23 protein-coding genes are annotated in these 26,552 nt (G+C 63.2%); 8 read left to right on the top strand and 15 right to left on the bottom strand.

Going from position 1 to position 26,552, the window contains the following annotated elements; genetic code table 11:
- The first annotated feature begins 101 nt into the window (after window positions 1-101).
- A complete protein-coding gene (locus DOM54_RS07615; protein WP_110715744.1) occupies window positions 102-1,508 on the top strand; it encodes an aminotransferase-like domain-containing protein in 1,407 nt (468 codons plus the stop codon).
- A gap of 126 nt (window positions 1,509-1,634) precedes the next feature.
- On the opposite strand, the gene gloA is transcribed toward DOM54_RS07615, so the two are convergent.
- Window positions 1,635-2,171 carry a lactoylglutathione lyase gene (gene gloA / locus DOM54_RS07610; RefSeq protein ID WP_110715743.1) on the bottom strand — a complete coding sequence of 179 codons (537 nt, stop codon included), beginning with the start codon at window positions 2,169-2,171 and terminating at the stop codon, window positions 1,635-1,637.
- 227 nt (window positions 2,172-2,398) lie between these two features.
- Between gloA and DOM54_RS07605 the strand changes: the two genes are divergently transcribed.
- Window positions 2,399-2,968, top strand: a complete 570-nt coding sequence (locus tag DOM54_RS07605; RefSeq protein ID WP_110715742.1) for a C40 family peptidase — start codon at window positions 2,399-2,401, stop codon at window positions 2,966-2,968.
- 156 nt (window positions 2,969-3,124) lie between these two features.
- On the top strand, window positions 3,125-3,817 hold the full coding sequence (locus DOM54_RS07600) for a peroxiredoxin (RefSeq protein ID WP_276309671.1): 693 nt from the start codon (window positions 3,125-3,127) through the stop codon (window positions 3,815-3,817).
- A gap of 265 nt (window positions 3,818-4,082) precedes the next feature.
- Here DOM54_RS07600 and hutI read toward each other — a convergent pair whose 3' ends face one another.
- From hutI to hutU, 4 genes are all read right to left on the bottom strand, one after another.
- A complete protein-coding gene (hutI, locus tag DOM54_RS07590) occupies window positions 4,083-5,288 on the bottom strand; it encodes an imidazolonepropionase (RefSeq protein WP_110715739.1) in 1,206 nt (401 codons plus the stop codon).
- A gap of 30 nt (window positions 5,289-5,318) precedes the next feature.
- A complete protein-coding gene (locus DOM54_RS07585; RefSeq protein WP_110715738.1) occupies window positions 5,319-6,878 on the bottom strand; it encodes an HAL/PAL/TAL family ammonia-lyase in 1,560 nt (519 codons plus the stop codon).
- 4 nt (window positions 6,879-6,882) lie between these two features.
- Complete coding sequence (locus DOM54_RS07580; RefSeq protein WP_206019036.1) at window positions 6,883-8,484, bottom strand: BCCT family transporter; 1,602 nt, start codon at window positions 8,482-8,484, stop codon at window positions 6,883-6,885.
- Between the two features lie 111 nt (window positions 8,485-8,595).
- Window positions 8,596-10,263 (bottom strand): urocanate hydratase, encoded by a 1,668-nt coding sequence (gene hutU / locus DOM54_RS07575; RefSeq protein WP_110715736.1) that lies wholly within the window; start codon window positions 10,261-10,263, stop codon window positions 8,596-8,598.
- 260 nt (window positions 10,264-10,523) lie between these two features.
- On the opposite strand from hutU, the gene DOM54_RS07570 reads away from it, so the two are divergent.
- Both DOM54_RS07570 and DOM54_RS07565 read left to right on the top strand, forming a co-directional pair.
- Entirely contained in the window at window positions 10,524-11,894 is a 1,371-nt protein-coding gene (locus DOM54_RS07570; protein ID WP_240613809.1) for a formimidoylglutamate deiminase, read from the top strand.
- A gap of 47 nt (window positions 11,895-11,941) precedes the next feature.
- Window positions 11,942-13,273, top strand: coding sequence for a YjiH family protein (locus DOM54_RS07565; RefSeq protein ID WP_110715734.1), 1,332 nt, complete (start codon window positions 11,942-11,944; stop codon window positions 13,271-13,273).
- Between the two features lie 70 nt (window positions 13,274-13,343).
- Here DOM54_RS07565 and hutC read toward each other — a convergent pair whose 3' ends face one another.
- On the bottom strand, window positions 13,344-14,060 hold the full coding sequence (gene hutC / locus DOM54_RS07560; protein WP_110715733.1) for a histidine utilization repressor: 717 nt from the start codon (window positions 14,058-14,060) through the stop codon (window positions 13,344-13,346).
- Window positions 14,061-14,258: 198 nt separating this feature from the next.
- On the bottom strand, window positions 14,259-14,924 hold the full coding sequence (locus tag DOM54_RS07555; protein ID WP_162619787.1) for a HutD/Ves family protein: 666 nt from the start codon (window positions 14,922-14,924) through the stop codon (window positions 14,259-14,261).
- 206 nt (window positions 14,925-15,130) lie between these two features.
- Between DOM54_RS07555 and DOM54_RS07550 the strand changes: the two genes are divergently transcribed.
- On the top strand, window positions 15,131-15,991 hold the full coding sequence (locus DOM54_RS07550) for a glycine betaine ABC transporter substrate-binding protein (RefSeq protein WP_110715731.1): 861 nt from the start codon (window positions 15,131-15,133) through the stop codon (window positions 15,989-15,991).
- 72 nt (window positions 15,992-16,063) lie between these two features.
- On the opposite strand, the gene DOM54_RS07545 is transcribed toward DOM54_RS07550, so the two are convergent.
- Window positions 16,064-16,270, bottom strand: coding sequence for a hypothetical protein (locus tag DOM54_RS07545; RefSeq protein WP_110715730.1), 207 nt, complete (start codon window positions 16,268-16,270; stop codon window positions 16,064-16,066).
- Window positions 16,271-16,427: 157 nt separating this feature from the next.
- Between DOM54_RS07545 and DOM54_RS07540 the strand changes: the two genes are divergently transcribed.
- Together DOM54_RS07540 and DOM54_RS20595 are read left to right on the top strand one after the other, a co-directional pair.
- The gene (locus DOM54_RS07540; protein ID WP_110715729.1) at window positions 16,428-16,982 is read left to right on the top strand and encodes a flavin reductase family protein; all 555 of its coding nucleotides are present in this window, start codon (window positions 16,428-16,430) and stop codon (window positions 16,980-16,982) included.
- Entirely contained in the window at window positions 16,979-17,521 is a 543-nt protein-coding gene (locus DOM54_RS20595; protein ID WP_162619786.1) for a GNAT family N-acetyltransferase, read from the top strand. Before DOM54_RS07540 ends, DOM54_RS20595 begins: the two co-directional genes overlap by 4 nt.
- On the opposite strand, the gene DOM54_RS07530 is transcribed toward DOM54_RS20595, so the two are convergent.
- From DOM54_RS07530 to DOM54_RS07500, 7 genes are all read right to left on the bottom strand, one after another.
- Window positions 17,518-18,537 carry a histone deacetylase family protein gene (locus DOM54_RS07530; RefSeq protein WP_110715727.1) on the bottom strand — a complete coding sequence of 340 codons (1,020 nt, stop codon included), beginning with the start codon at window positions 18,535-18,537 and terminating at the stop codon, window positions 17,518-17,520. The genes DOM54_RS20595 and DOM54_RS07530 overlap by 4 nt on opposite strands.
- Window positions 18,538-18,779: 242 nt before the next feature.
- Window positions 18,780-19,775, bottom strand: coding sequence for a 2-hydroxyacid dehydrogenase (locus tag DOM54_RS07525; protein ID WP_240613808.1), 996 nt, complete (start codon window positions 19,773-19,775; stop codon window positions 18,780-18,782).
- Window positions 19,776-19,987: 212 nt separating this feature from the next.
- Window positions 19,988-21,736 carry an ABC transporter ATP-binding protein gene (locus DOM54_RS07520; protein ID WP_110715726.1) on the bottom strand — a complete coding sequence of 583 codons (1,749 nt, stop codon included), beginning with the start codon at window positions 21,734-21,736 and terminating at the stop codon, window positions 19,988-19,990.
- 10 nt (window positions 21,737-21,746) lie between these two features.
- A complete protein-coding gene (locus DOM54_RS07515; protein ID WP_110715725.1) occupies window positions 21,747-22,580 on the bottom strand; it encodes an ABC transporter permease in 834 nt (277 codons plus the stop codon).
- 209 nt (window positions 22,581-22,789) lie between these two features.
- The gene (locus DOM54_RS07510) at window positions 22,790-23,770 is read right to left on the bottom strand and encodes an ABC transporter permease (protein ID WP_110715724.1); all 981 of its coding nucleotides are present in this window, start codon (window positions 23,768-23,770) and stop codon (window positions 22,790-22,792) included.
- A gap of 67 nt (window positions 23,771-23,837) precedes the next feature.
- Window positions 23,838-25,409 carry an ABC transporter substrate-binding protein gene (locus DOM54_RS07505; RefSeq protein WP_110715723.1) on the bottom strand — a complete coding sequence of 524 codons (1,572 nt, stop codon included), beginning with the start codon at window positions 25,407-25,409 and terminating at the stop codon, window positions 23,838-23,840.
- A 219-nt stretch (window positions 25,410-25,628) separates the two neighbouring features.
- Entirely contained in the window at window positions 25,629-26,387 is a 759-nt protein-coding gene (locus tag DOM54_RS07500; protein ID WP_206019035.1) for a class II aldolase/adducin family protein, read from the bottom strand.
- Between the last annotated feature and the right edge of the window lie 165 nt (window positions 26,388-26,552).

Below are 26,552 nucleotides of genomic sequence, written 5' to 3'. Positions count from 1 at the left end.
TGGTAACAGTATGATGGGTACACTCCTTCCGAAGGAATCAACACGGCTGGAGCAGGGGCGGCGTTGAGGAGATCCCTGCTACTTTCGACGAGGACAACGCATTGTCAGTTCGCCAAAAACAGACTCTTACCGAACGCGCTATTGAGATCGTCCGGCGCCAGATCGCCAGAGGGTCGTTACACAAATGCGACCGTCTACCCTCGATCCGAGAGTTCATGGCGCTACATCAAATGGCGAAAAATACGGTGCTCAACGCTTATGGCCGATTGGTAAAGGAGGGACTGATAGAAAGTCGTCACGGCGCTGGCTTCTTCGTTACTGGTCTTGCACCCCAACGTATCGATAACAGTGACACCCCCCGGGAGCTTGACCGGGCCATGGATAATATCTGGCTGATGCGGGAGCAACTGGTAAGAAATCCCGGTCCTTCACGACTGGGTGAAGGATTTCCGCCCGCGCACTGGCTCAAGGAAATTGCGCTGGAGCGACATTATCGGAAAGCCATCAGTGGAGGGTCGCTTTCCGCCATTCGCTATGGCTATCACGGCGGTTATCCACCGCTGCGAGAACAGTTGGCACAGAAGCTGGCAGATCACGAAATCGATGCCTCGCCAGACAATATTTTGACGACGTCCGGTGTCAATTCAGCACTGGACCTGATCATTCGTTTTTCGTTGGCCCCTGGTGATAGCGTCATGATCGACGACCCGGGCTATTACCTGCTTTTCGGAAAGCTGCGACTGGGTAATATCAGAATGCTTCCCGTTCCACGCCTGGCCGACGGTCCAGACATGGATGCGGTTTCTCGGTGGGCGACGCAGGAAAGGCCGAAGTTGTTCTTCACCCAATCGGTCTCTCACAATCCAACGGGGTCCACGACATCTCCATCGAAATCCGAAGCCTTGCTATCACTGGCAAGAAAACACAATTTCACCATCGTAGAAAACGACGCCCTGGCAGAGTTCGGCCCGCCCGAGAGCCGGAGGATAGCGTCGTTGGGCGGGTTCAGCCACTGCATCTACGTAGGCAGCTTTTCGAAATCGGTATCCGCAGGATTACGTTCAGGATTCATTGCCTGCGATCGCGCGTTGGCCGAAGGCTTGGCAGACCTGAACATGCTCATCAATGCCAGCACTTCGGAAATCTCCGAGCGAACTCTGGCATTGATCCTGGAAGAGGGAAGTTTTCGAAGACACGCCCTGCACCTAGTCGAACATGCCACCCGAGCCGTCAAGCTTAGTCTCGCCATGTTCGATGAAATGGGTGCCGAGGTGTTCTGCAGACCGGAAACCAGCCTCTACCTCTGGGCCCGTTTCCCTGGCATCGACGATGCTGATGCCCTTGCCCGATATATGCTGGAGCAAAATTTCGTTCTGGCTCCCGGTTCGATTTTCTCTGTCGCTCTCCGGGAGCCAGTCGCCTGGTCACGCTTCAATGTCGCTTATGTGGACAACCCTGATTTCCGACGAATGATCGAAGGTTATCGTGACCAGAGCGGCGCAGCATGACGGGGTTGGCCTGAACTTGGTTCGGTAAATCCCTGGATCGGAAGCAGGTTCAGGGTCGAGTTCGTCGTTCCCACGTCCAGGAAGCCCAGACCTCCAAGGCGCAAGCGCTTCCCGACACCGTCAACCTTATGCTCGTCCCAGCCCTTTCGACAGCGAGGGCTGCACGACTTCGATCCAGTAGCCGTCGGGGTCCTTGACGAAGATCACGTTCTTCATCTTGCCTTGGTCCGAGCGCTTCTTGAATTCGACACCGTTGGCATCGAACCACTGCTCGGCAGCCGCCAGATCCGGAACCGCGAAGCAGATATGGCCAAAGCCCTGCGGTTCGGCATTGCCGTCGTGATAGCGCAGCTCGGGATCGTCCTCGCTGCCCCAGTTGTGGGTCAGTTCCAGCACACCTTTCTGCGAGAATGTATAGGCGGTCCGCTCACCGTCGTCTTCGGGTATGGCGCTGTCGTCGTCGACCCGGGCCAGAAAATAGAGCGTGAACTGCATCTCCGGAAAGTCGAGCTTGCGCAGCAGGCGCATGCCGAACACACGGGTGTAGAAAGCCAGTGACACCGCTGGGTCCTTGGCCCGCAGCATGGTGTGATTGAACACGAAGCCTTGCGTCTCCGCCGGTGCGGCTTGTTCGCCGGGAACCTGGTCTTCGGCAATGGACATGGGATCCTCCTGGGGATTCGGATGACGATATCGACAGACAGCCGAAACGCCGATGGGCGACATCAGACAGTGGGGGCAACCTCCGCCGCTCTCAAGCGTCGCGGTTCCCGCCCTCGGCTCGAAGAGAACCACGACGACCGCGTACCGAAACGCCTGGACCGGACGACTTTGCAGCATCGGGCCCCTGCTCTACACTCGGTTGAAACCGGCAGACAGGGCCCGCGGGCATGGCGACAGGCACGACCCCCCACCATTTCTCCCGATTCACCGCGGCGCGGCAGACTTCCTCGACCCGATCCAATCGCCAGGTAACGCTTTCCCATCCGGGCCTGCTGTTCATTGGCCTGCTTCTGCTGCTGCTCGCCGGTTGCAGTACCCAAAAGGCGATCGTTACCCGCGACGATGGCCCGGCCATCGATGGCAACAATCTCTCCATCGATCGCATTCTGGTGATGTCCGCCGCCAAGGATGCGCTCGGCACGCCATACCAATGGGGCGGCAGCACACCTCGGGGCTACGACTGCTCGGGACTGGTACAGATGGCCTACGGCAAGATCGGCATCTCGCTGCCACGGACCTCCAACGAGCAGTTCCATGCCCTGAAGGAGATCGACGTGGCCCGTCCCGGCGATCTGCTGTTCTTCGGTTCGGGCAGCCGTGCCACCCATGTCGGCATCTACATGGGCGACCGCCAGATGATCCATGCTCCCGGCAGCGGCCGCACCGTCAGCGTGTCGTCGCTCGACATCCGCTACTGGCGCCAGCACTACCTGGGGGCAGCGGCACCGGCGAATTGAACCGTGCCCGTGAACTCGGCCACCAAAACCGCCTGTCGCCCTTGAGATATCGAGCGCTGGCTACCACGTTGTAGGAACGTCACGGACACATCGCGAGCGTGCGGGCATGTCGTTATCGCTATCGATTGTTTCACAGCACTGCCCAGGCTCGTCATGATGGAGATCCGACCCCAGGCTTCGGAAGGAAGCCGTCAACGGCAACAGGAGAAAGTCATGGCTTTGCAACTCGGCGATACCGCCCCGGATTTCACCCAGGAGAGCACCGAAGGGCAGATCTCGTTCCACCAGTGGGCCGGTGACAACTGGGTCATCCTGTTCTCCCACCCGGCCGACTTCACGCCGGTGTGCACCACCGAACTCGGCGAGGTCTCGCGCCTCAAGCCGGAGTTCGAGCGTCGCAACACCAAGGCGATCGGGCTCTCGGTCGACCCGCTGGACGACCACCGGCGCTGGGTCGGCGACATCGAGGAGACCCAGGGCTGCGGGCTCAACTTCCCGCTGCTGGCCGACGCCGACCGCTCGGTGAGCGAGGCCTACGGCATGATCCACCCCAACGCCAGCGGCACTAACACCGTACGTTCGGTGTTCATCATCGATCCGGCCAAGAAAGTACGCCTGACCATCACCTATCCGCCCAGCACCGGGCGTAACTTCGCCGAGATCCTGCGCGTGCTCGACAGCCTGCAGCTGACCGACGGCTACAAGGTCGCCACCCCGGTCAATTGGCAGGATGGCGACGACGTGATCATCGTGCCGTCGATCGACAACGAGAAGGCCAAGGAGCTGTTCCCCAACGGCTGGGACGAGAAGAAGCCCTACCTGCGCGTGACCAAGCAGCCCAACAAGTAAGCCGGCTGCCAGGCAGTAAAGGAAAAAGCCCGTGCTCGATGAGCGCGGGCTTTTTTGGCTCACGAGAAAGCCAGCGTCGAACAGCAACCGAGGGGCGATTCCGTTGAGGGGATGTCCGGGCCTAAATCGGGCGACGGTCGCGGGCTCGAAGCGGCGTCGCCCGCAGCGGCTGAGAGCCCGGCCTGGACTCGCGGCGCCAGGCGAGTCCCTGCGCGGGGCATCGATACCAGCAAAGGCACCATCCGCCAGATCAAATGGCAGCGGCTCATGCGCTGACCTTCTCTCCATGGTGGAAGCGAATGCCGGGTAGCTGGCCGCCCAGCCAGTAGGCGAGTTCCGCCGGCCCGGTCACGTCCCAGGCAACCGCGTCAGCCACCTTGCCCACCTCGAGCGAGCCGTGGCTGGCGTCGATGCCGAGCGCCCTGGCCGCATTCAGCGTCACACCGGCCAGGGCTTCCTCCGGTGTCAGGCGGAACAGCGTGCAAGCGAGATTCATCATCAACCGCAGCGACAGCACCGGCGAGGTGCCGGGATTGAGGTCGCTGGCCAGCGCCATGGCGACGCCATGCTCGCGAAACGCCTCGATCGGCGGCAGTTGGGTCTCTCGCAGGGTCAGAAACGCGCCGGGCAGCAGCACGGCGGTCGTACCGCTGGCCGCCATGGCCCGTGCGTCGTCGTCGTTGGCGTACTCGACGTGATCGGCCGACAGCGCGCCGAACTCGGCCGCCAGCTTGCAGCCTCCCAGGTGCGACAGTTGCTCGGCGTGCAGCTTGACCGGTAGACCGAGACGGCGAGCCGTCTCGAAGACCCGCCGCATCTGGGCCGGAGAAAACGCAATGCCCTCGCAGAAGCCGTCGACGGCGTCGACCCATCCCTCCGCGGCCAGCGTCGGCAGCATCGTCTCGCACACCCGTTCGATGTAGTCATCGCTGCGACCGGCGTACTCCGGCGGCAGGGCGTGGGCGGCCAGGCATGTCGTCTTTACCGTCACCGGCAAGCGTCTGCCCAGTTCGCGGGCGACCTGCAGCATGCGCCGTTCACTGTCGAGGTCCAGCCCATAGCCGGACTTGATCTCGAGTGTGGTGACGCCTTCGGCCAGCAGCACCCGCGCCCGCGCTTCGGCACGCGCGTAGAGTGCCTCGAAGTCGGTTTCCCGGGTCGCTCTGACACTGCTGACGATACCGCCGCCCTGGCGGGCGATCGTCTCGTAATCGACGCCCTCCAGACGCTGCTCGAACTCACCGCTGCGGTCGCCCCCGAACACGAGATGGGTGTGGCAGTCGATCAGCCCCGGCGTCAGCCAGCGACCGCCGAGGTCGTGGATCGCCTCGAAATCCTGCTCGGCCAGATCATCGGCCTTGCCGATCCAGTCGATCCGCCCATCGACAATGACGAGAGCCGCGTCGGTGATGAGGGAGTAGCGACCTTCGGCCATGGTGATGGCGTGACAGTGGTGCCAGAGCTGGGTCATGGGCGATTGCCTCCGTGCGGTCGGGAAAGATCAGGTCAAGGTGAGGGCGCGCGCTTCCGGCGGTGTACTCAGGGTCGCCGTCACCGCCTCTGGGATCGTGGCGGAGCGCATCGCCGAGAAGGCTCGCTCGATATCCCGGGAGAGCGGATGTTCCTCCTCGTAGATGTCGACCAGGGTGCGCAACCAGCGCCATGCCGCGCTGGTGCCGGTGGCGAAGCGCTCGCTCGGCAGCAGGTCGAAGGCCTGCGCCGCGCACAGCCACTCGATGGCGATGATGCGAAAGGCGTTGTCCAACGCGGCATCCAGCTTCAGCGCGGCGCTGTCGCCGAGGCTGAGATGATCCTCCTGCAGTGCCGAAGTCAGGTAGTTGTCGATCACCGCCGGCTGCGCCAGGCGCTTGTTGTCGGCGGCCAGCGAAGCGGCCGTGTACTGCGCGATCATGAGCCCGGATTTCATCCCGCTCTCGGCGGAGAGAAACGGCGGCAGGCCACTGTGCAGACTGCTCACTTCCGGCGTCACCAGGCGGTAGATGCGCCGCTCGGAGATCGCGCTCCATTCCGCGACCGCCATCGCCAACTGGTCGCAGGCCAAGGCGATCGACTCGCCATGCGGGTTGGCTTGCGAGACGACCCGGTAGCCTTCGCTGTTCTTCAGCAGCAAGGGATTGTCGGTGGCACTGTTGAGCTCACGCTCGATCTGTTGGGCCGCGTGCGCCAGTTGATCGCGGCAGGCGCCGTGGACCTGCGGGATCGCCCGCAGACTCAGGGCATCCTGCAGGTGCCCGCCACGGCGTGCGGCGAGCCATGGGCTATCGTGCAGCAGCTCCCGCAGGGTGGCGCCGCAGATCTGCATCCCGAGCTGTGGCTTGAGTGCGAGGACATCGGCATCGAACGCCGCCAACTGGCCACCCAGCGCATCGAAGCTCATCGCCGCGCCGACGTCCGCCCAAGCGCTCAAGCGATTGGCGCCATCCAATGCCAGGCAGGCCAACCCCGTCATGGCCGGGGTGCCATTGACCAGACTCAAGCCGTCCTTGGCGCCCAGGGTCACCGGCGGCTTGCCGATCCGCGCGAGTGCCGACTCGGCGCTCGTGACCCTGCCCTCGTGGCGAACCTCGCCGATGCCGATCATCGCCAGGCCGATATGCGCCATGTGGGTGAGATAGCCCACCGACCCCTGCCCCGGTACCACCGGCGTCACCCCATGGTTGAGAAAGTCGAGGAGCCGCTCGACGATCTCCGGACTGATCCCCGAATGACCGTGGCTGTAATTGACCACGGCGGTCGCCATGATGGCGCGGACCTGATCGTCGCGCAGGGGGGCGCCGACACAACAGGCGTGGCTCATCAGGGTGTGATAGGAGAGCCGCACCAGTTGATCCGGTGCCAGGCGTACCTGGCAGAGCGCACCGAGACCGGTATTGATGCCGTAATAACGGGTGTCTTCCCGGGCGAACGCCTCCACCGCCTGGCGAGCCTCGCGAACCTTGGCCCAGCGCCCGTCACCGAGCGCCAGTTGCGCGCCATGGCAGGCCACCTCGACGATGATACGCCAGGAAATTGCCTCGTTGCCGAGCGTGACGGTTTTCATCGCCTCAACCCTCGCTCGCCGCGGTGGAGCCGCTGGACGCGTCCTTGGGCCGCGCCGTGGCGATGGCGCTCTCGCGTCCGTAGATCAGCGCCCTGACGCTTGCGGCAAGCACCAGAACGAACAGGAAGACCACAAAGAAGCCGCCCGCCGCCGCGAGATACTTGATGCCATCGACGCCCTGCTCACCACCCCCGAAGGCAACCATGACGTAGGCGATGACGCTGATCGACACGCCCCACAGGATCTTCTGGAAGGTGGGCGATTCATCGTCGGCGGTCATGCCACGAGTACAGATCGTGGCGATGGTCGCCGACATCGAATCCGCTGCCGTGGCGAACGACAGGATCAGCGCCAGGATCGTGGCCGGCACCAGCAGCCAGGCGAGCGGCAACTGGTGGAGGAAACCCCACAGGCCAGCCACGGCACCGTCCTCTCTGATGATCGCGGCCAGGTCCAGCGTGCCGTCCAACTGCCACTGGATCGCACTGCCGCCCCAGACCGTGAACCAGACGATGCCAAAGATCGCCGGCAACACCCAGTTGATCATCAGGAACTCGCGCAGCGTCCGCCCATAGGAGATGCGCGCCAGGAACAGGCCCATCAGCGGCGCGTAGGCGATCCAGATCGACCAGTCGTACATCGTCCACCAGGTCACCAGCGCCTCACCGCCCAGCTCCTTGGTGTCGAAAGACCAGATAAAGAAGTTGTTCAGCCAATAGCCGATGCTGGTGGTGGAGAGATTCAGCATGTAGACCATCGGGCCGATGATCAGCAGCAGTGCCAGCATGGCGTAGTAGAGATAGGCGTTCAGCGAGGAGAGATAGCAAATGCCACGCTTGAGCCCGGACACCGATGAGGCGATGAAGATCACCGTGATGATTGCCACCAGTACCAGCCAGGTGGAGGGCCCGACACTCACGCCATACTCCCGCGACACCCCCGAGCCGATCAGGGCGACGCCGGCGCCCAGCGACGATGCGAGGCCGAGCGCGATCGCCAGCACCGACACGATATCGATGATGGCGGTGATCGCCGGACGACGGTGATGATCGCCGATGATCGGCGAGATGGCCGCCGAGATGGAGAAGCGTTGGTGTCGGTTGTAGTGCATGTAAGCGATCATCATGCCGACGACGGCATACATCGCGTAGGGAATGAAGCTCCAGTTGTGGAAACTGCGTGCCAGCGCGAAAACCGCCGACTCGCCGCTGCCCGGCGCGAAGGCTTGCTGGTCGATCTCGCCGTAGACATTGCCCATGTAGATGATGGGTTCATTGACGGCGTAGGTGACCACACCCGTAGCGATACCGCCCGTCAGTGCCATGGCGAAAGTCGACATCAACGAGAACCTGGGCTTGGCATCCGCTCCACCGAGGCGAATGTTGCCCACCTTGGAACAGAAGACATACCCGACGACGGCTAGAGCCGCCACGGCGACCAGTTGATAGAGCCAGGCGAAGTCGGAGAGCGTCAGGTAAAAGATATCCCGCGCGACGTCGATCAGCAGTTCGTTGTCGACCAGGCCGATAATCGCGGCGACGGCGACGATCAAGAACGTCGGGATGAATACGCTGAGCTTGAGGCTTCTGGGAGCGGGTTTTGACATTTTTATACCCTGACACGAGAGGCTGTCGATCCGCTTGAAACCGTCACCACGCGACCAATATCTTCAATGCAACCGGGAAAAGTCTCACCGGTCACTGTCGACGTTCCTGAGCTACTTGATCATCGGCAGGTCGAGTCCCTGAGACTTGGCGCACTCGATCGCGATGTCGTAGCCGGCGTCGGCATGGCGCATCACGCCAGTCGCCGGATCGTTGTGCAGGACACGGGCGATGCGGCGCGCGGCATCGTCGCTGCCGTCACAGACGATCACCATGCCGGCGTGCTGCGAGAAGCCCATGCCGACGCCGCCCCCGTGATGGAGCGAGACCCAGGTCGCACCGCTGGCCGTATTGAGCAGCGCGTTCAACAGCGGCCAGTCGGACACGGCGTCGGAACCATCCTGCATGCTCTCGGTCTCGCGGTTGGGACTGGCGACCGAACCGGAATCGAGATGATCGCGGCCAATGACCACCGGCGCGGAGAGCTCGCCGCTGCGCACCATCTCATTGAACGCCAGCCCCAGCTTCGCGCGCAGGCCCAGCCCGACCCAGCAGATACGTGCCGGCAAACCCTGGAAACTGATCCGCTCGCGAGCCATGTCCAGCCAGCGGTGCAGGTGCGCGTCATCGGGGATCAGCTCCTTGACCTTGGCATCGGTCTTGTAGATGTCCTGCGGATCGCCGGACAGTGCCGCCCAGCGGAACGGGCCAATGCCCCGGCAGAACAGCGGCCGGATATAGGCAGGTACGAAACCGGGAAAGTCAAAGGCGTTGGCAACGCCCTCTTCCTGGGCCATCTGGCGGATGTTGTTGCCGTAATCGAAGGTAGGGATACCCTGCTCGGCGAACGCCAGCATGGCGCGCACGTGCTCCGCCATCGACGCCTTGGCCGCCTTGACCACCGCCTGTGGCTCGCGCTTGCTGCGCGCTCGATAGTCTTCCCAGCGCCAGCCTGCCGGGAGATAACCATTGAGCGGATCGTGGGCGCTGGTCTGGTCGGTGACCATGTCCGGGCGTACGCCACGACGAACCAGTTCAGGCAGAATTTCCGCCGCATTGCCGTGCAGGGCGATGGAAACCGCCTTGCCTTCGGCGGTGTAGCGCGCGATCCGGGCCAGCGCATCGTCCAGATCGTCCGCCTGCTCGTCGACATAGCGCGTCCGCAGCCGGAAATCGATGCGTGACTGCTGGCACTCGATGTTGAGCGAGCAAGCGCCCGCCAGCGTTGCCGCCAGCGGCTGCGCACCGCCCATCCCCCCGAGCCCCGCCGTCAGCACCCAGCGCCCTGCCAGCTTGCCATCGTAGTGCTGGCGTCCGGCCTCGACGAAGGTCTCAAAGGTCCCTTGCACGATGCCCTGGGAGCCGATGTAGATCCACGAGCCCGCGGTCATCTGGCCGTACATCATCAGACCCTTGGCATCGAGCTCGTTGAAATGCTCCCAGTCGGCCCAGTGCGGTACCAGGTTGGCGTTGGCAATCAGCACCCGCGGCGCATCGGCATGGGTCTTGAACACCCCGACCGGCTTGCCCGACTGCACCAGCAGCGTTTCGTCCGTTTCCAGGGTCTCGAGCGACGCGACGATCGCATCAAAACACGCCCAATCCCGGGCCGCCCGCCCGATACCGCCGTAGACGACCAGTTCCTTGGGGTTCTCGGCCACATCCGGGTCGAGATTGTTCATCAGCATGCGCAGCGGCGCTTCGGTCAGCCAGCTCTTGGCTGTCAGGGTGTTGCCACGAGGGGCGCGGATGTCGACATCACGAAAACGGGAATCTGTCATGAGAGCTCCAGGCAAGCGATAGGCCACGAGATAAGGGTGCCCGCGGTCGCGGATGGCGTCATTGAATATGTATATACATTTTGCTGTCAAACGAAAATTCACTGATCGCTATAACCTCAGCCGCTAGCACCAAAGAATCCCAAATTCGGTGCACCTATGGGCATTTCGCACTGAAACGAGGCATGAAAGATGCTGTCTTGAACTGCCACGGCAAGCACGCTATATGTATATACAAAATCCGATACCAAGGATCGCCAATCGTGTCCAGAACCTACTTCGCCACCGCCGCGCTTCTGCCTGGCGGATGGCATCGCAACGTCCGCCTGCACGTTGACGACCAGGGGATCATCGAGGGTGTCACCAGCGATGCCACCGACGAGGGTGCCGAACGGCTGAGAGGACCGGTGCTGCCGGGCATGCCGAACCTTCACTCACACGCCTTTCAACGCGCCATGGCCGGTCTGGCGGAGGTGGGTTCGGCGATGCCCGACAGCTTCTGGAGTTGGCGCGACCACATGTATGCGCTGGTCGACCGGTTGACACCCGACGAGGTGGCGGTCATCGCTCGCGCGCTCTACGTCGAGATGCTCAAGGGCGGCTATACCCAGGTCAGCGAATTCCACTACCTGCACCACTCACCGTCCGGGGAACCCTACGCAGACCCGCTGGCAATGTCGGAAGCGCTGCGGGAAGCGGCGGCCAGCAGCGGTATCGCCATGACACTGCTGCCGGTGCTCTACGCCCACAGCGATTTCGGCGGCGCGCCACCGACCCAGGGCCAGCGGCGCTTCGTTCATGGCGTCGACGCCTATCTGCGCCAGTTGGATGAGCTGCAAAGTCGCTGCCAGGCCGATCCGTGCCATACGATCGGCATGGCCCTGCACTCCTTGCGGGCGGTCACTCCCGAGGAGATCGCCGAGGTACTCGCCGCCAATCCGGCCGGCCCACGGCATATTCATGTCGCCGAACAGCAGAAGGAGGTCCAGGCCAGCCTGGCCTGGTCCGGCCAGCGACCGGTGCGGTGGCTGCTGGACAACGTCGAGATCGACGCGCGCTGGTGCCTGGTTCATGCCACCCACCTCGATGACGGCGAAATCGACGATCTGGCGGTCAGCGGCGCCATTGCCGGGCTCTGCCCGACCACCGAGGCCAATCTCGGCGACGGCCTCTTCCCCGGCGAAAAGTATGCCGCCCGCCAGGGTCGCTGGGGCATTGGATCCGATAGCCATGTCTCCCTGAACGTCGTCGAGGAGTTGCGGCTGCTGGAATACGGGCAACGACTGACAACGCAGCGGCGCAACGTGCTGCAGAGTCCACAGCAGCGCAGCGTCGCGGAGTGGCTCTACACCCAGGCGGCCGCCGGCGGCGCCCAGGCCTCGGGCCAGCCGATTGGTGCACTGGCACCCGGCAAGCGCGCCGACTGGATCGTGCTGGATGGCGACGATCCCTATCTGGCGAGCGCCAGCGACACGTCGCGGATGGGTCGCTGGATCTTCGCCGGGAGCCAGGCCCAGATTCGAGACGTCATGGTGGCCGGCGTGTGGCAGATCGAAGACGGTCATCACGCGCGGGACGAAGACAATCGAAGGGAGCTGCGCGATGTCTTGAAGACACTGCAACGTCGTGACTGAACGCCATGGCCGAAGACAACAACCAACAACATTTTCAGGAGCCTCCCATGCCGCCATCGCCCCCGGTCGAGTCCGAACAGGCGTCCAGGCCGTCGCCGACCCAGCTGTTCAAACTCATCATCCCCAGCGCACTGGGCATTCTGGTATTTTTCGTCCCCCTCTCGATCGATGACCGGCGCACCATTCTGCTCGACCACCTTGTCACCGGTCTGCGTGCACTGATGGGCAGTGGCGTGACCCTCTATGCCCTGGTGCTCGTCCTGGCCGGCGCCCTCTACCCCTTGTGGACCGGACGATGGCGGGCCAGTCGCACCGAAACCGTGCTGACCCTATTCAAGGTCATCGGTGCATTCGTGGCGATCATGGCCTTCAGCGGCTGGGGACCGGCGGCACTTTTCGAACCGGACATGCTGCCGTTTCTGTTCGACAAGCTCGTCATCTCGGTCGGGCTGATCGTGCCGGTGGGCGCGATCTTCCTGGCGCTGCTGATCAACTACGGGCTGATGGAGGGCGTGGGCGTACTGTGCCAACCGTTGATGCGCCCGATCTGGCGCACGCCCGGGCGCTCGGCGATCGACGCCGTGGCCTCCTTCGTCGGCAGCTACTCGATCGGGCTGCTCATTACCAACCGCGTCTATCTGGCGGGTCGCTACTCCGCCCGCGAGGCGGCAATCATCGCCACCGGTTTCTCGACGGTGTCGGCCACGTTCATGATCATCGTGGCCAAGACGCTGGACCTGATGGCGATGTGGAATCTCTACTTCTGGCTGACACTGCTGATCACCTTTATCGTCAGCGCCATCAGCGTCCGCCTGCCGCCGTTGGCCAGGATGGACGACCGCAAGGCGGATGGCGAAGCCGAGGTCCCACGCGGCCAGCGCCTGCGCCGGGCCTGGCACGAAAGCCTGATGGCCGCCGAACGCGCGCCAAGACTCGGCAGCAGTGTCGTCACCAACCTGAAGGAAGGCCTGCTGATGACCATCAGCATCCTGCCTTCGATCCTGTCGGTGGGGCTGCTGGGTCTACTGCTTGCCAAGTACACGCCGGTGTTCGAGTGGGTGGGGATGATCTTCTACCCCGTGATCTCCCTGTTCGGTATCGATGAGGCACGCCAGCTCTCCCAGGCGGTGGCTTCCGGGCTGGCCGAGATGTTTCTGCCGGCCTTGCTGACAGCCGACGCCTCGCTGCCGGCCCGATTCACCGCCGGCGTGGTATCGGTATCCTCGATTCTGTTCTTCTCGGCATCGATACCCTGCATTCTGTCGACCCGCATACCGCTGTCGGTCGGGCAAATCGTGGTGATCTGGCTGATTCGTACATTACTAAGCCTTGTTCTGGCGCTACCCGCGGCACTCATGGTGGCGGCGATCGCCGCCTAGACGACGCGATGCCAACACCCTCGTCAGCAACACTCGCGGTGTCGAGCGTCGCCTGGACGGGGAGCCAGGCTCAGCGGCCGCTCGTATGCGCCATCGAACGCAGCTTGTAGCGGTCGCCGGGGTGCAGCAGATGTGCATAGCTGATCAGGCGGTCCTTCGACCAGGTGCGACGACGCACGCTCAGGCAAGGCGTGCCGATCTCCAGTTCGAGAAACCGGGAGGCGAGAGCATCCGCTGGCAAGGCCTCGACGATATGCTCCATGTCGCTGATCGGACAGGCTGCCACCAGAATCTCGTTGGGTGTCTGGCGCTCGAAATCGGCGTCCAGGTATCCCGGCACCCAGCGGGGATTGACGTAACGGATCTCCAGTTGGATCGGCATGCCGTCTTCCAGGTGCACCAAGCGGGAATGGAACAGCTGGCTGCCAACCTTGACGCCCATGCGCATGGCGATCTCGTCGTCCGCGACCACCGCCTCACGCACGATCACCCGGTTGGCGTAGGTGTGCCCGCGCCCTCTGACCTCGTCGGCGATGTTGTTGATTTCCACCAGCGGTGACTCGGAGCGACGATCGGCGACGAAGGTGCCGATGCCCGACTGGCGCCAAAGATATCCCTCCTGGACCAGATCGCGAATCGCCTTGTTGGCCGTCATCCGACTGACCCCGAAGGTGGTCGCCAGCGTCTCCTCCGGCGGTATCTGGTGATCCACCGGGAAATCGCCGCACTGAATGTGCTCGAGTAGATACTGCTTGATGACCTGATAGCGTGGGGGCTGCCGATTCACGCCTGCTCCTTGTTGTAGGCAAGAGTCTGTGCCGGGAATCCTAAGGAACCACTGCATAGATGCCTACACGAGCGAATGGCTGCGTTGCGCGGTACCCGAGAACTCGCCTAACCCCATGTCATGTCCCGGTCTCTGCGTGCCGTGCGCCTTGCCCTTCATCTCGTTCGGCGATTTATTCAACGTTTCCCTAACCGACCACTAGGACCGCTGCTGGACACTTGCGCCATCCGGCGCCAGCAAGCGTCTTTTCAGTTGGATATCAAAACCGATGACGCCGTGCTCGCCATCGTCGGCCGGGCAAAGGCGTGGCCCCCCTGCCCTTGCGCCATGCTCGGCAGGGTAGCGCAGCGCATCGCCAGGCCCAATGGCTTCCTGGTCCCGCAATGATACGCCGAAATCCAACCGCCCTTGCGCCAGCACGAACCAGCGCTCCGCGAGCGTCTCATCGGCTAGATGCGGTGGCCAAGCCCCCGACCGGCAAGGGGCAAGAGACCCCTGCCATCGGATGGGATCGAACATCAGGTTCAAGGCCCGGCTCGGGCCGTCGGGGAGTTCGCACTCAACCGGCTCGTCACCGTCGAACACCACCACGTCGCCGGTGGCGAGCGTGATCCGTCGATCACGGAAGGACAGCACGACGGGATTCGCCCCGAGCACGCCGAAATGGCGTCGGTAGCCGCCGAAATGGGAAAACGCGCCGCAACGCTCCAGATCGGCGACCGAGATCCGCCAGCCCGGCGGAAGGCCGCCTAGATCACGCGCGACTTCGCGCGTGATTCCCCCACCGTTTTTCCAGGCAACGGCGGCCATGTCCTGGCGCCGATGGATACCCCACCCGTATTGCTCGTCATCCATGCTGGACATCGCGCCGCTCCTCGATCGCCCCTGGCCGCCCGGCAACCATGGCCCTTGCGACCTGCCAGTGGCACGCCATCGGAATCCGTACTGGCCCCATTCCGGGTAGAATCTCATGCGTCGATAATGTATATACATTAAGAGCGCGGCATCCAAGCGACAACAACAACTTTGGATATGCGTGTGGAACGTCAACACTCTCAGAAGGATAACCCATGTCTTCCCTGAAAATGCTGCTGGCTACCGCGGGCCTCGCTGTGGTCGGCATCGCCCCCGCGAGCGCGGCGGACAAGTCAGTCACCATCGGCACCAACAATTGGGCCGAAAACATTGCCGTCTCGCATATGTGGCAGCAGCTGCTTGGCGAGAAGGGCTACGACGTCACCCTCAACGAAGTCTCGAAGCCGATCCTCTTCGGCGGCCTGGCCGAGGGCGACATCGATATCTCGCTCGAAGTGTGGCTCCCCAGCGACCACGCCTACGTCGACCCCTACAGTGACCGCATCGATCTTAACGCCACCTGGTATGACGACGCGCTGGATGCGCTTGTCGTGCCCGCCTACATGGATGACATCGACTCCGTGGCCGATCTCGCAAATCATGCCACGGCGTTCGACTACCAGGGCGAGCCGACGATCTTCGGTATCGAGCCCGGTGCCACCATCGCCGATGAAGCCGACACGGCGATCGATGCGTACGATCTGCCGTTTCGCCAGCTCAGCAGCAGCGAGTCGGCAATGATGGCGCAACTCAAGCAGGCCTATCGAGAGAAGAAGCCGATCGTCGCGACCCTGTGGCAGCCGCATTGGGCGTTTGCCGAGTATGACCTCAAGATTCTCGACGATCCGAAGAAGACCTTCAGCGCCGGCGAGCAGATCAAGTGGGTATCGCACCACGGTTTCGGCGATGACAACCCCGGGCTCAAGGCGATGCTGGATGCCTGGCACATGACACCGGGACAGCTGCCACAGTTGATGCTGGAAATCGAGAACACGGGCGACCCGGACAAGGGCGCGGCGCAGTGGATCGCCGCCAACCGCGATCTCGTCGATGGCTGGCTCGCCGCCAGGCCATAACCGCGTTCATCACCAGCGCAAAAAAATCCTGGCCATCAGCCAGGATTTTTCATGCCGACAACTCGACGATCGTCAGCAGCGCGTGCAGTGCTTCAAGGATTCGGCATCGTCTTGCTCGAGACGCGGCGTTCGTGCTGGTAACGCCGATGAGCGCCGCGATGCCGGCAGCAGCGGACTCGAACGCAGCAGCATCATCCCCATGGCGCGCACCACGTGCGCAAGCACGTAGATGACGACGGCCATAACGATCAACGCCTTGATGCGCCCGGAAATCTTCACGCTGCTTCTCCTTGAATGGGGGGTATCGGGGGGAATGACACGGAGGATATAACCACACGACTGTGACGAAAAATTGAAGGCGTCGATAACCGGTATGCGAGTCATCGATGGCGGTGGTCTATGCTAGGGCCATAGTATCGGCCGAGAGGTACCTGGCTTGAGACCGTCGAAGACCGGTTTTCCGCTGGACCAATGCCGCTGCCATCTGGAAACGGGGCCCATCGTGCTGGTTGGCTCCCACTGGCGGGGCGAACGCAACCTGATGGTGATGGGCTGGCACATGATGCTCGGCTTCGCCCCGGCACATTTCGGCTGCCTGATTACCGCCGGCAACCACAGCCATCGTCTGGTGCGCGAAAGCCGCGAATGCACGATCAACGTGCCGACGCTCGAGCTCGTCGACGCGGTGGTCGGTGTCGGCAACAGTGACGGCGACGCGATCGACAAGTTCGATGCCTTCGGTCTGACTCCGGAGGAAGGGGAGATCGTCTCGGCACCGCTGGTCGCCGAGTGTTACGCCAGCTTCGAATGCCGTCTGGTCGACGACAGCCAGATCGATCGCCACGAGCTGTTCATCTGGGAGATCGTCAAGGCCCATGTCGACAGCTCGATCGAGCTTCCCCGCACGCTCCACTACCGCGGTCATGGCCGTTTCATGGTCGCCGGCGACGAAGTCGATCGATCAAGGGACTTCCGGGTGCAGAATCTGTGACTCTCGATTCATATCAGCAGCGTGTCGTTGCAGAAACCTCGAGGCTTCGACTTCGCGAGCTCGCGTATAGCGACCACGCCGAGTTGGCGAAAGTATTGGCTGACAGAGAAGTCATGCACTTCTCGATGAGAGGTCCCCTTACCAACGATCAAACTAGCGCATTCATCGAGGCCAACCACTCTTTGTACCGGGAGCGCCAGTTCGGAATGTGGGCCGTGGAACAAAGCGCTGACGGTGCGCTCATCGGGTTCTGTGGACTGAGTCCAATCGACCTCGCAGGTAAGGAAGAAATTGAACTCGGTTATCGACTAACGCCCTCCGCATGGGGCAAAGGGCTCGCTACGGAGGCCGCCTGTGCGACAGTGAAGCAGGGTATAAACAACTGCTGCCTAGACTCGATCATCGCTATCGTCGCGAGCAGTCACCCAGCCTCGGCAAGCGTTGCGCGTAAAGCTGGGATGAGTCTCGAAACGACTACCCGCTTTCACGCATGGGAAGTCGATATATTTCGCTATCGAAGACACGATGATAAAGATTAGCGCTCCAGCAGCCCCTCGAAGAAGCGCACCGCGTTCTCTTCGAGCCCTTCCAGGTAGTAGCCGCCCTCCTGCACCACCAGCGTGGGCAGATCGAGATCGGCGATGTCGCGGCCGAGTCTGCCGAATCCCGGCGTGGAGACCGCCACCTTGGCCTGGGGGTCCTTCTCGTGGATATCGAAGCCCAGCGCCAGTACGAGCGCGTCGGGTTCGAACAGGCGAATCGCCTGGCAGGCCTCCGCCAACCGAGCGAAGAAGACCGATTCCGGAGAGCCGTGGGGCATCGGCAGATTGAGGTTGTAACCAAGCCCCGCGCCGCGCCCGCGCTCATCCTCGAAGCCACAGACCGCCGGATAGAAATTGGTGGTATCGCCGTGGATCGAGATATACATCACGTCGTCGCGCTCGTAGAAGATCTCCTGCACGCCCTGGCCGTGGTGCATGTCGGTATCGAGCACGACGACGCGGGGATAGCGCGAGGTCAGATGCTGCGCCGCGATCGCCGCGTTGTTGAGAAAGCAGAAGCCACCGGCGGAATCGATCCCCGAGTGGTGGCCCGGCGGGCGCGACAGCGTATAGGCGAAGCGCTCGCCGGCGAGCAAGGCGTCGGCACCCGCCACCGCGCTCTGGGCCGCCCAGTAGGCCGCCTGCCAGGTGTGCCGGCCCACCGGCGCGCTACCATCGGCCAGGTAACGCGCCGCTTCGGCAAGAATGCCGCGCAAGGCGTTGGGCGAGCGCACGAACACATTGGAGATCACCTCTTCGCCCCAGTCCTCGCCCAGCTCGTGCCAGCGGCGGTGAGCGCTCTCGAGAAAGCGCAGGTAGGGCAGCGAGTGCACGGCGCGCAGTGGGCCGACACCCTGGTCGGTCGGCGCCAGGACCTCGAAACCGAGCCGCTTGGCTGCGGCCAGCAGATGCTCGGCGCGGTCGCGAACCTCCTGGGGCTTGCGCATCTTGCCGCGGGAAAAATAGGTCTGCGGTTGATGCAGCAGTTGATCGTCGTGGAAGAAGGTCTTCATGAGTTGTCCTTGTTTGGGAAACGCTGAACAAATGCCTGCACGGACTCGGCGTCCCCAGCGCATGGCTGCGTCACGCGGTGCTGGAACGCCAGCCCGATCGAAATCTCGCCTAACCCCAGGTTATATCTCGCGTGACGCGTTGCTTCGAGTCTGCGTTCCGGGCGCCTTGCCCTTCATCTCGTTCGGCGATTTATTCAGCGTTTCCTTTGCCGCCGTCCATCTCGGGTTGAATCACCTCGAGCTCAATACCCTGCCTCTCGATCCACCACGCTCGCTGGCAGCAGACCGTCGTCCAGGCGCTGCATGGCCTCCGCCACCTCGTGAGCTACCTGGTTCGGCGTCGAATCGCAGGCATCGTGGGGCGTGATCACGATCTGTTCGTGTCGCCAGAACGGGTGATCCCGCGGCAGCGGCTCGATCGCGAAGACATCCAGCGAAGCAGCCGCAAGCTGGCCGCTCGCCAGCGCCGCTAGCAGATCGGCCTCGATGAGATGCTCACCGCGCCCGACGTGGATCAGTGCAGCGCCCTGGGGCATCCTGGCAAACAGCGCGGCGTCGAGGATGCCCCGGGTCTGCGGGGTCAGTGGCAGCAGGTTGATCAGGATGTCGCTGCGCGCGGCGAGCCGCTCGAGCCCGGCCTCACCGCTGAATCCCTCGACGCCGGCCGGCAGATTGCGCCCGCTGCGCGAGTAGATCGCCACGTCGTAGTCCAGCGCCACCAGTGAGCGCGCCACCGCCCCGCCCATCCTGCCCGCCCCCAGTAGCCCCACCCGCACGTCAGCGGCGTCGCGCTTCGGCAGACGCTGCCAGTGGCGTTGACGCTGATGGTTCAGATAGTCGCCGAAGCGGCGGTGATGCCACAGCACGTGCCAGGTCACGAACCCCGCCATCATCTGGGCCTGGGACTCACCGGCAATACGCATCAGCGGCACGTCACTCGGCAGGCTGGGGCTTTGGAGAATCCCGTTGACGCCGGCGGCGATCGACGACACCAGGCACAGATGGGGGTAGGGCCGGAAATCCTCGGGTCCCGGGTCCCAGGCCAGCGCAAAGGTCACGCTTTCGGGATCGGTGATGGCGTCCGGCAGCGCCAGACGAAACTGCGGCGCCACCTGCTCGAAGGCGGCGATGTAGGTCGTCATGATCTCGGGTGAGCCCAACAGCACGCCCTGTACGGTGGGTGCACCGGCGCCTGGTCCGGATGTCTGCCCGTGGCGTTCGGTTTCCATGGTCGTCATGCGTTCCATTTGTCGTTGATCGGTTTAGAGGGTGTTTACAAAATGCCTGCGCTCGGCAATACGGCGTTGAAATCGACATCGTACGCGAGCCCGGTCAAATGACTCATTTATCCCACGTAAGCTGGAACACCAGCCCGGACTTTTTTCGGCCGATTTCGCCTTAACTACGCGTCCCGGCCTGGCCTTCGCTCGCCGAACTTGTAAACATCCTCTTAGAGCACTCCGGCCGCCGCCGTCGCCGGCTCCGGCGCATCGCGGCGTCCCGGTATCGCTTCCAGCAACTCGCGAGTATAGGGGTGCTGCGGTGAGAGAAAGATCTCCCTGGCGATGCCGTGCTCGACGATACGCCCCTTCTGCATCACGATCAGGCGATCGCAGATCTGGGCCGCCACCCGCAGGTCATGGGTGATGAACAGCAGCGAGAGATCGAGCTTTTGTTTCAGGTCATCGAGCAGCGTCAGCACCTGCGCCTGGATCGAGACGTCCAGCGCCGAGACGGCCTCGTCGGCCACGATCAGCTCGGGGTTCAGCGCTAGCGCTCGGGCGATGCCGATACGCTGACGCTGGCCGCCGGAGAACTCGTGGGGATAGCGCTCGGCGGCGCCACCATCGAGCCCCACCGTTGCCAGCAGCGCCTGCGCCTGTGCCAGCGCCTCGGCCTTGGGCACGCCGTTGGCGATCGGCCCCTGGGCGATGGCCATGCCGACACGGATGCGCGGGTTGAGTGACGCATAGGGGTCCTGGAAGACCATCTGGATGCGACGGCGATGCGCTCGCAGCTCGCGACCCTCCAACGCGCTCAGATCCACCCCGTCGAGACGAATCTCGCCGTTGTCCGGCCGGTTCAGACCCACGATGCAGCGCCCCAGTGTCGACTTCCCGGAACCCGACTCGCCGACGATCCCCAGCGTCTCGCCCTTGCCGAGCGAGAAGCCGATGCCGTCGAGCGCGACGACTTCACGCTTGGGCTGGAACCAGCCGCCGCTGGATCGATAGACCTTGTCGAGCCCGCTGATCGACAGCAGCGGTGACGAATCCTTGTCGTCCCGCTGTGGCGGGATGGCATCCCCCGGTCTTTCTACCGCCGCCAGGACATCGGCGGGTCTTTCTACCGCCGCCAGGACATCGGCGGGTCTTCCTACCGCCGCCACGACATCGGCGGGGATGGCGTCGATCAGCGCACGGGTGTAGTCATGCCGGGGATGGTCGAGCACCTCGCGGGCCTCCCCCATCTCGACGATCTTTCCTTCACGCATGACGCAGACGCGATCGGCGATCTCGGCGACCACGCCGAAGTCGTGGGTGATGAACATCACCGCCATGCCACGCCGCGCCTGCAGATCCTTCACCAGATGCAGAATCTGCGCCTGGGTGGTCACATCCAGCGCCGTGGTCGGCTCGTCGGCAATCAGCAGTTCCGGCTCGAGGGCCAGCGCCATGGCGATCATCACCCGCTGCCGCTGGCCACCGGAAAGCTCGAAGGGATAGGCGCGCAGCGCCGACGCCGGATCGGGCAGGCGGACCTCCTCGAGCAGCGCCAGCGCCTTCTCCTTGCGCGCCCGCGGGGTCAACAGACCGTGTGCCTCGAACACCTCGGCGATCTGCTCGCCGACCCGCATCAGCGGATTGAGCGCCGTCATCGGCTCCTGGAAGATCATGCCGATACGCCGCCCGCGCAGGGCACGGTGGCTGATTTCATCCATCGCCAGCACGTCCTGGCCGTCGAACAGCGCCCGCCCCTTGGCGACATGGACGCCGGTCGGCAACAACCCCATGAGCGCATTGGCCGTCATCGACTTGCCGGAACCGGATTCGCCGACCACGCACAGGATCTCGCCCGCCGTCAGGTCGTAGCTGACGTTATCGACGGCATAGAGCCGGTCGGCGCCCTCCGGCAGAGCCAACGCCAGGCGCTCGATACGTAGCAGGGGCGCGCCGGACTCTTGTATGGGTTCACTCATGGTCGGTCTCCTAGCGTGCTCTGGCGAGCTGCGGGTTGAGTGCATCATCCAGCCCTTCGCCGACCAGATTGAGCGCCAGCACCGTGAGCAGGATCGCCACCCCCGGAATGACCGACAGCCACCAGGCCTGGCGCATGACCGTCCGCGCGGCACCGATCATGTAGCCCCAGGACATGGTGTCCGGGTCGCCGAGGCCGAGAAAGGAGAGCGAGGATTCCAGCAGAATCGCCGTGGCCACCATCAGCGAGGCCAGCACGATCACCGGCGATAGCGTATTGGGCAGGATCTGCTTGATGATGATGTCTCGGTGGGTCTGGCCGACCAGGCGCGCCGCCTCGACGTACTCACGATGCTTGATCGAGAGAAATTCACCGCGCACCAGGCGCGCCACCGGCGGCCAGCTGACGATGGCGATGGCCAGCACGATCGAGAACGTGCTCGGCTCCATGATCGCCACCAGCACGATCGCCAGCGCGAAGTTGGGAATGGTCTGGAAGAACTCGGTGAAGCGCATCAGGGCGTCGTCGATCTTGCCGCCGAAATAACCCGCCAGCGCCCCGAGGGGCACCCCGATGGCGAGCGCCACCACGGTGGAGATCAGCCCGATCAGCAGCGATACCCAGGCGCCGTGAGCCAGCCCCGCGGCGACGTCGCGCCCCATGACATCGGTCCCCAGCCAGAAACCGGAGACTTCACCCGGTGCCAGAAACGGCCGCTGCACCATGCGCCAGGGAGAATCGGGATAGAGCAATGGCGCCAGCAAGGCCAGCACCACCACCAGACCGAGAATCACCAGCCCCACCAGGGCGCCGCGATTCTGGGCAAAGCGTTTGAAGAAATTCATGCGGCCCCCAAAGAAAGAGTTGCCTGGATCGCCGAGCGGAATGAAGCGCGAGGCGCTCGGCGCGCAGAGAGCAAGACATAACTGGCTGTTAGGATTGCGCTAGAGCACCGCGCACCATTTCGCCGGGAGCGAAATGGAACAGCCGCAGGCTGGCCTTCGGTGGCCGCCAGGACGGCGGCCATAGCAAAGCAATTCGTCCGCGCAGGCATTCAGGTAGCGCCTTGCTTGATACGCGGATCGGCGAGCCGATAGATCACGTCGGTAAGCATGTTGAACAGGATCACCAGCAGCGCGCAGAAGAAGAAGATGCCCAGCAGCAGGTTGTAGTCCCGCTGCATCAACGCCTCGTACATCAGCCGGCCGATGCCGGGCCAGGCGAACACGGTCTCGGTCAGCACCGCCCCGCCCACCATCTGCCCGGCCTGCAGCCCGGCCAGGGTGATGATCGGCAGCAGCGCGTTGCGCAGAATATGACGACGCTGGATCACCCCCGGCGCCAGCCCCTTGGCACGCGCCGTCTTGACGAAATCCTGCTGTGACACGCTCAGCATCGAGGTGCGCGTCATGCGGGTATAGACCGCCATGAAGAACAGCCCCAGGGTCAGCGCCGGCAGAATCAGATGAACCGCGACGTCGCCGGCGTGAGCCAGGCCAGTGTAGCCGGCGCCGACCGTCGAGTAGCCGTAGGCGGGCAGCCAGTCGAGCGTCACCGAAAAGACCAGCACCGCCATCATCGCCACCCAGTAAAGCGGCGTGGCATAGAACAGCAGCGCCAGCCCCATGATGATCGACCCGGATGGCCGTTTGGCACGCATGGCGGCCAGCGTCCCCGCGATGATCCCGAACAGCAGCGAGATACAGAACGCCGCGCCGGTCAGCAGTAGCGTCGCCGGCAGTCGGTCCAGGATCAGATCGAGCACCGGCATCTGCTGGCGATAGGAGTAGCCGAAGTCGAGCTGCAGCACCCCACTCATGTAGCGCCAGAGCTGCACCGGCAGTGGCTGGTCGAGCCCGAAGCGTTCGCGCAGATCGTCGAGGAACTGCTGGTCGGTGGCCCCGGCCTCGCCCGCCATGACGGCCGCGGGATCGCCGGGGGCGGCGTGAATCAGGAAGAAATTGAATACCAGGATCGCCAATAGCACGATGACGGCCTTGCCGACGCGACCCAGGATCAGAGAGACATAAGCCATGGTTCTGTCCTCGTCGAGCGTCGGCCACCCGCAGGCCACCGACGCTTGCTACCGAAACCGGGGTCGTCTACTGCTCGATCCAGGCGTTCTTGAACCCATCGTTGAGACCGATACCGGTGGTGATCAGGTCATGCACGCTGCAGCGGTAGATCGTCGGCTGCGCCAGTTCCATGATCCACGCCAGCGGCACGTCGTCGTGCAGCGTCTGTTGAATCTGGTCGTACATCGCCTGGCGTTTGTCGGCGTCGTTCTCCACCGCGGCATCGGCGAACAGCTTGTCGATCTCGGGGTTCTCGTAGCCCTCGACGTTGTTCCACGGCGAGCCCTTGGCGATATTGCTGGAGACGTAGGTCCGCGCGATCCCTAGCGACGGGTCGCCATACTGGAACAGGTAGGTGAAGGCGATATCGTAGTCCCAGTCGCTGATCTTCTGGTTCCAGCCCGCCACGTCCGAGGATTCGGTTTCGATGTTGATACCCACGTCCTCGAGGTTCTGGCGCACGGCTTCCGCCCAGCGGGTCCAGGTCTCGCCGTAGGGCAGCGGCAACAGGCGTACCGGTTCGCCGTCGTAACCCATCTCGTCGAGCAGTTCCTCTGCCTTGTCCGGATCGTAGGGGTACGGTTGGAGATCGTCGTCATGGGCAGCCAGGGTCGAACTGAACGGGCCGTTGGGCACCTTGCCCAGCCCATTCCAGAGCACGTTCCTGGCGAAATCGCGATCGAGGGCGTACATCACCGCCTGGCGGAAGCGCTTGTCGGCGGTCGGTCCTTCACGGTTGTTGAGCCACAGCATGGCGAACGGGTTGAAGTACTCGTTGCCCGCTTCCGTCATGCAGCTTCCGTCCATCTCGGCAAGACGCGGGATATCGAAGTTCTCCACCGATCCGGCGGGCATGATGTTCAGGGTTCCGTTCTCGTAGGCCGCTGCCCGGGAAGCCGCATCCGGGATCACGTGCCAGTAGATCTTGTCGAGATAGGGCTTGCCCGCTTCGTAGTAGTCCGGGTTCTTGTCCAGCTCGATCACCGAGCCGCGATCCCATTTGGCAAACTCGAACGGGCCGGTGCCGATCGGGTGGTTGTTGGCCGGATTGTGGTAGAAGTCGGTGCCTTCATAGAGATGCTTCGGCACGATCGGCAGGGTGCCGACCTCGAAGGCCTGGATGAAGGCCGGGAATGGCTGCTTGAGCGTGAAGACCACCGTCTCGTCGTCCGGCGCCTCGATGCTGGCCACGTGGTCGAGAATCGCCCGGGTTCGCGGGTTGGTCTCGCGCAGGAAGACATCGGCGGAGAACACCACGTCGGCGGCGGAGAACGCCTCGCCGTCATGCCAGATCACGTCGGGATGCAGATGGAAGGTGTAGGCCAGGCCGTCGTCACTGATCTCCCAGGAAGTCGCCAGTTGGGGCATCGGCTTGAGGTCGGCGTCGTAACGCAGCAACCCTTCGAAGATATTCCCGGCCACCCGCTGGGTCGGGGCATTCTGCACCAGCGGCAGCATCAGCCCCGGAGGCTCCGGCTGAATGGCAACGTTGGCGACACCGCCGGATTGTGGCGTTTCCTGAGCCACGGCGGGCAGTGCGACAGCAAGCGATAGTGCGGCCGCCGTCAGACGGCCGGTCACGGACGATAGCAGAGTCATGGCAGATCTCATCGTTATTGGATTTGTCGAATCTTCGAACCACCGGCAAAGCGCCTTTCAGACGCATTCAACGCGATATGTTCAGGGTTACCGCGCGCCTTCTCGAGTCTAGCTTCGTGATGTCCAACCTTGTTCTATCCAGCTTCGTGACATGGGATCTCGTGGTATCCAACCTCAGGGATCGACGGCAGGCGCACGAGCCTCCGGCACGGCCCCGTGTCAGCCCTCGAAATCGGGCTGAATGCGCTGCAACAGGCGCAAGTAGGCGTCCCACTCCGGATCGTGGTCGGTAACACCGTGATCCGCATCCCACTTTTCGTACTGCTGGGCGGTGTGCTCGGCCAGGGCATCGTCCACCCGACGGACTTTCATGCCGCTGCCCATCAGCGCGAGCTGCGCCTGACAGCTACGCTCGAGGTTGTGCATTCGTTTGAACGCCTCGCCGACGCTCCGTCCGCACACCAGCATGCCGTGATTGCGCAGTACCATGATCGGCTTGTCGCCCAGATCCGCGACCAGTCGCTCGCGCTCGGCCAGGTCCAGGGCGATCCCTTCGTAATCGTGATAGGCAGTGCGGCCGTGGAACTCCATCGACCACTGGTTCAAGGGCAACAGCCCCTCTTCCAGGCACGAGACGGCGACACCGGCCACCGAGTGGGTATGCAGCACACAGTGAACGTCCGGGCGCGCTTCGTGGATCGCGCTGTGGATGGTGAATCCGGCCTTGTTGATCCCGGCACGCTCGGGATCGTCGATCACGTTCCCCTCGAGATCGATGGTCACCAGGTTGGCCGCGGTCACTTCCTCGAAGCGATAACCGTAGGGGTTGATCAGGAAGTTCTCCTTGCCCGCCTCGGCACGCGCGGAAATATGCGTGTAGATGCTGTCATCCAGGCCGAAATGCGCGATCAGCCGATAGGCTGCGGCCAGATCGCGGCGGGCGGCCTGTTTCGAGGCGTGGTGGGCGTCAGTCGCCATCTCCATCATCGATCTCCTGTCGGGGGCTTGCGGCGTTGCCGTTATCATCGGTGACCGCGTTATCGAGCGGGTTTAGCGATTAACCTATCAGGCAATCTCCAAACTGTCGACACTCGACAGTCGACCCGCTACGATCGCTGAGAGAGCGTGTGAACGATGCCAACC

The sequence above is a fragment of the Salinicola acroporae genome, from assembly GCF_003206615.1.
In the GTDB taxonomy this organism is placed as follows: Bacteria; Pseudomonadota; Gammaproteobacteria; order Pseudomonadales; family Halomonadaceae; genus Salinicola; species Salinicola acroporae.
The sequence above is the reverse complement of the archived record's forward strand: the minus strand, read 5'-3'. Positions and strand labels throughout refer to the sequence as shown.

Bases quoted from the DNA above. Each gene is read 5' to 3' on its own strand.
- DOM54_RS07565 (WP_110715734.1), top strand. From the start codon at position 11,942: ATGCCGCCATCGCCCCCGGTCGAGTCCGAACAGGCGTCCAGGCCGTCG.
- DOM54_RS07515 (WP_110715725.1), bottom strand. From the start codon at position 22,580: ATGAATTTCTTCAAACGCTTTGCCCAGAATCGCGGCGCCCTGGTGGGG.
- hutI (WP_110715739.1), bottom strand. From the start codon at position 5,288: ATGACCCAGCTCTGGCACCACTGTCACGCCATCACCATGGCCGAAGGT.
- DOM54_RS07525 (WP_240613808.1), bottom strand. From the start codon at position 19,775: ATGACGACCATGGAAACCGAACGCCACGGGCAGACATCCGGACCAGGC.
- DOM54_RS07500 (WP_206019035.1), bottom strand. From the start codon at position 26,387: ATGGCGACTGACGCCCACCACGCCTCGAAACAGGCCGCCCGCCGCGAT.
- DOM54_RS07600 (WP_276309671.1), top strand. From the start codon at position 3,125: ATGGAGATCCGACCCCAGGCTTCGGAAGGAAGCCGTCAACGGCAACAG.
- DOM54_RS07505 (WP_110715723.1), bottom strand. From the start codon at position 25,409: ATGACTCTGCTATCGTCCGTGACCGGCCGTCTGACGGCGGCCGCACTA.
- DOM54_RS07555 (WP_162619787.1), bottom strand. From the start codon at position 14,924: ATGTCCAGCATGGATGACGAGCAATACGGGTGGGGTATCCATCGGCGC.
- DOM54_RS07520 (WP_110715726.1), bottom strand. From the start codon at position 21,736: ATGAGTGAACCCATACAAGAGTCCGGCGCGCCCCTGCTACGTATCGAG.
- DOM54_RS07510 (WP_110715724.1), bottom strand. From the start codon at position 23,770: ATGGCTTATGTCTCTCTGATCCTGGGTCGCGTCGGCAAGGCCGTCATC.
- gloA (WP_110715743.1), bottom strand. From the start codon at position 2,171: ATGTCCATTGCCGAAGACCAGGTTCCCGGCGAACAAGCCGCACCGGCG.
- DOM54_RS07550 (WP_110715731.1), top strand. From the start codon at position 15,131: ATGTCTTCCCTGAAAATGCTGCTGGCTACCGCGGGCCTCGCTGTGGTC.
- DOM54_RS07530 (WP_110715727.1), bottom strand. From the start codon at position 18,537: ATGAAGACCTTCTTCCACGACGATCAACTGCTGCATCAACCGCAGACC.
- DOM54_RS07580 (WP_206019036.1), bottom strand. From the start codon at position 8,484: ATGTCAAAACCCGCTCCCAGAAGCCTCAAGCTCAGCGTATTCATCCCG.
- DOM54_RS07585 (WP_110715738.1), bottom strand. From the start codon at position 6,878: ATGAAAACCGTCACGCTCGGCAACGAGGCAATTTCCTGGCGTATCATC.
- DOM54_RS07605 (WP_110715742.1), top strand. From the start codon at position 2,399: ATGGCGACAGGCACGACCCCCCACCATTTCTCCCGATTCACCGCGGCG.
- hutU (WP_110715736.1), bottom strand. From the start codon at position 10,263: ATGACAGATTCCCGTTTTCGTGATGTCGACATCCGCGCCCCTCGTGGC.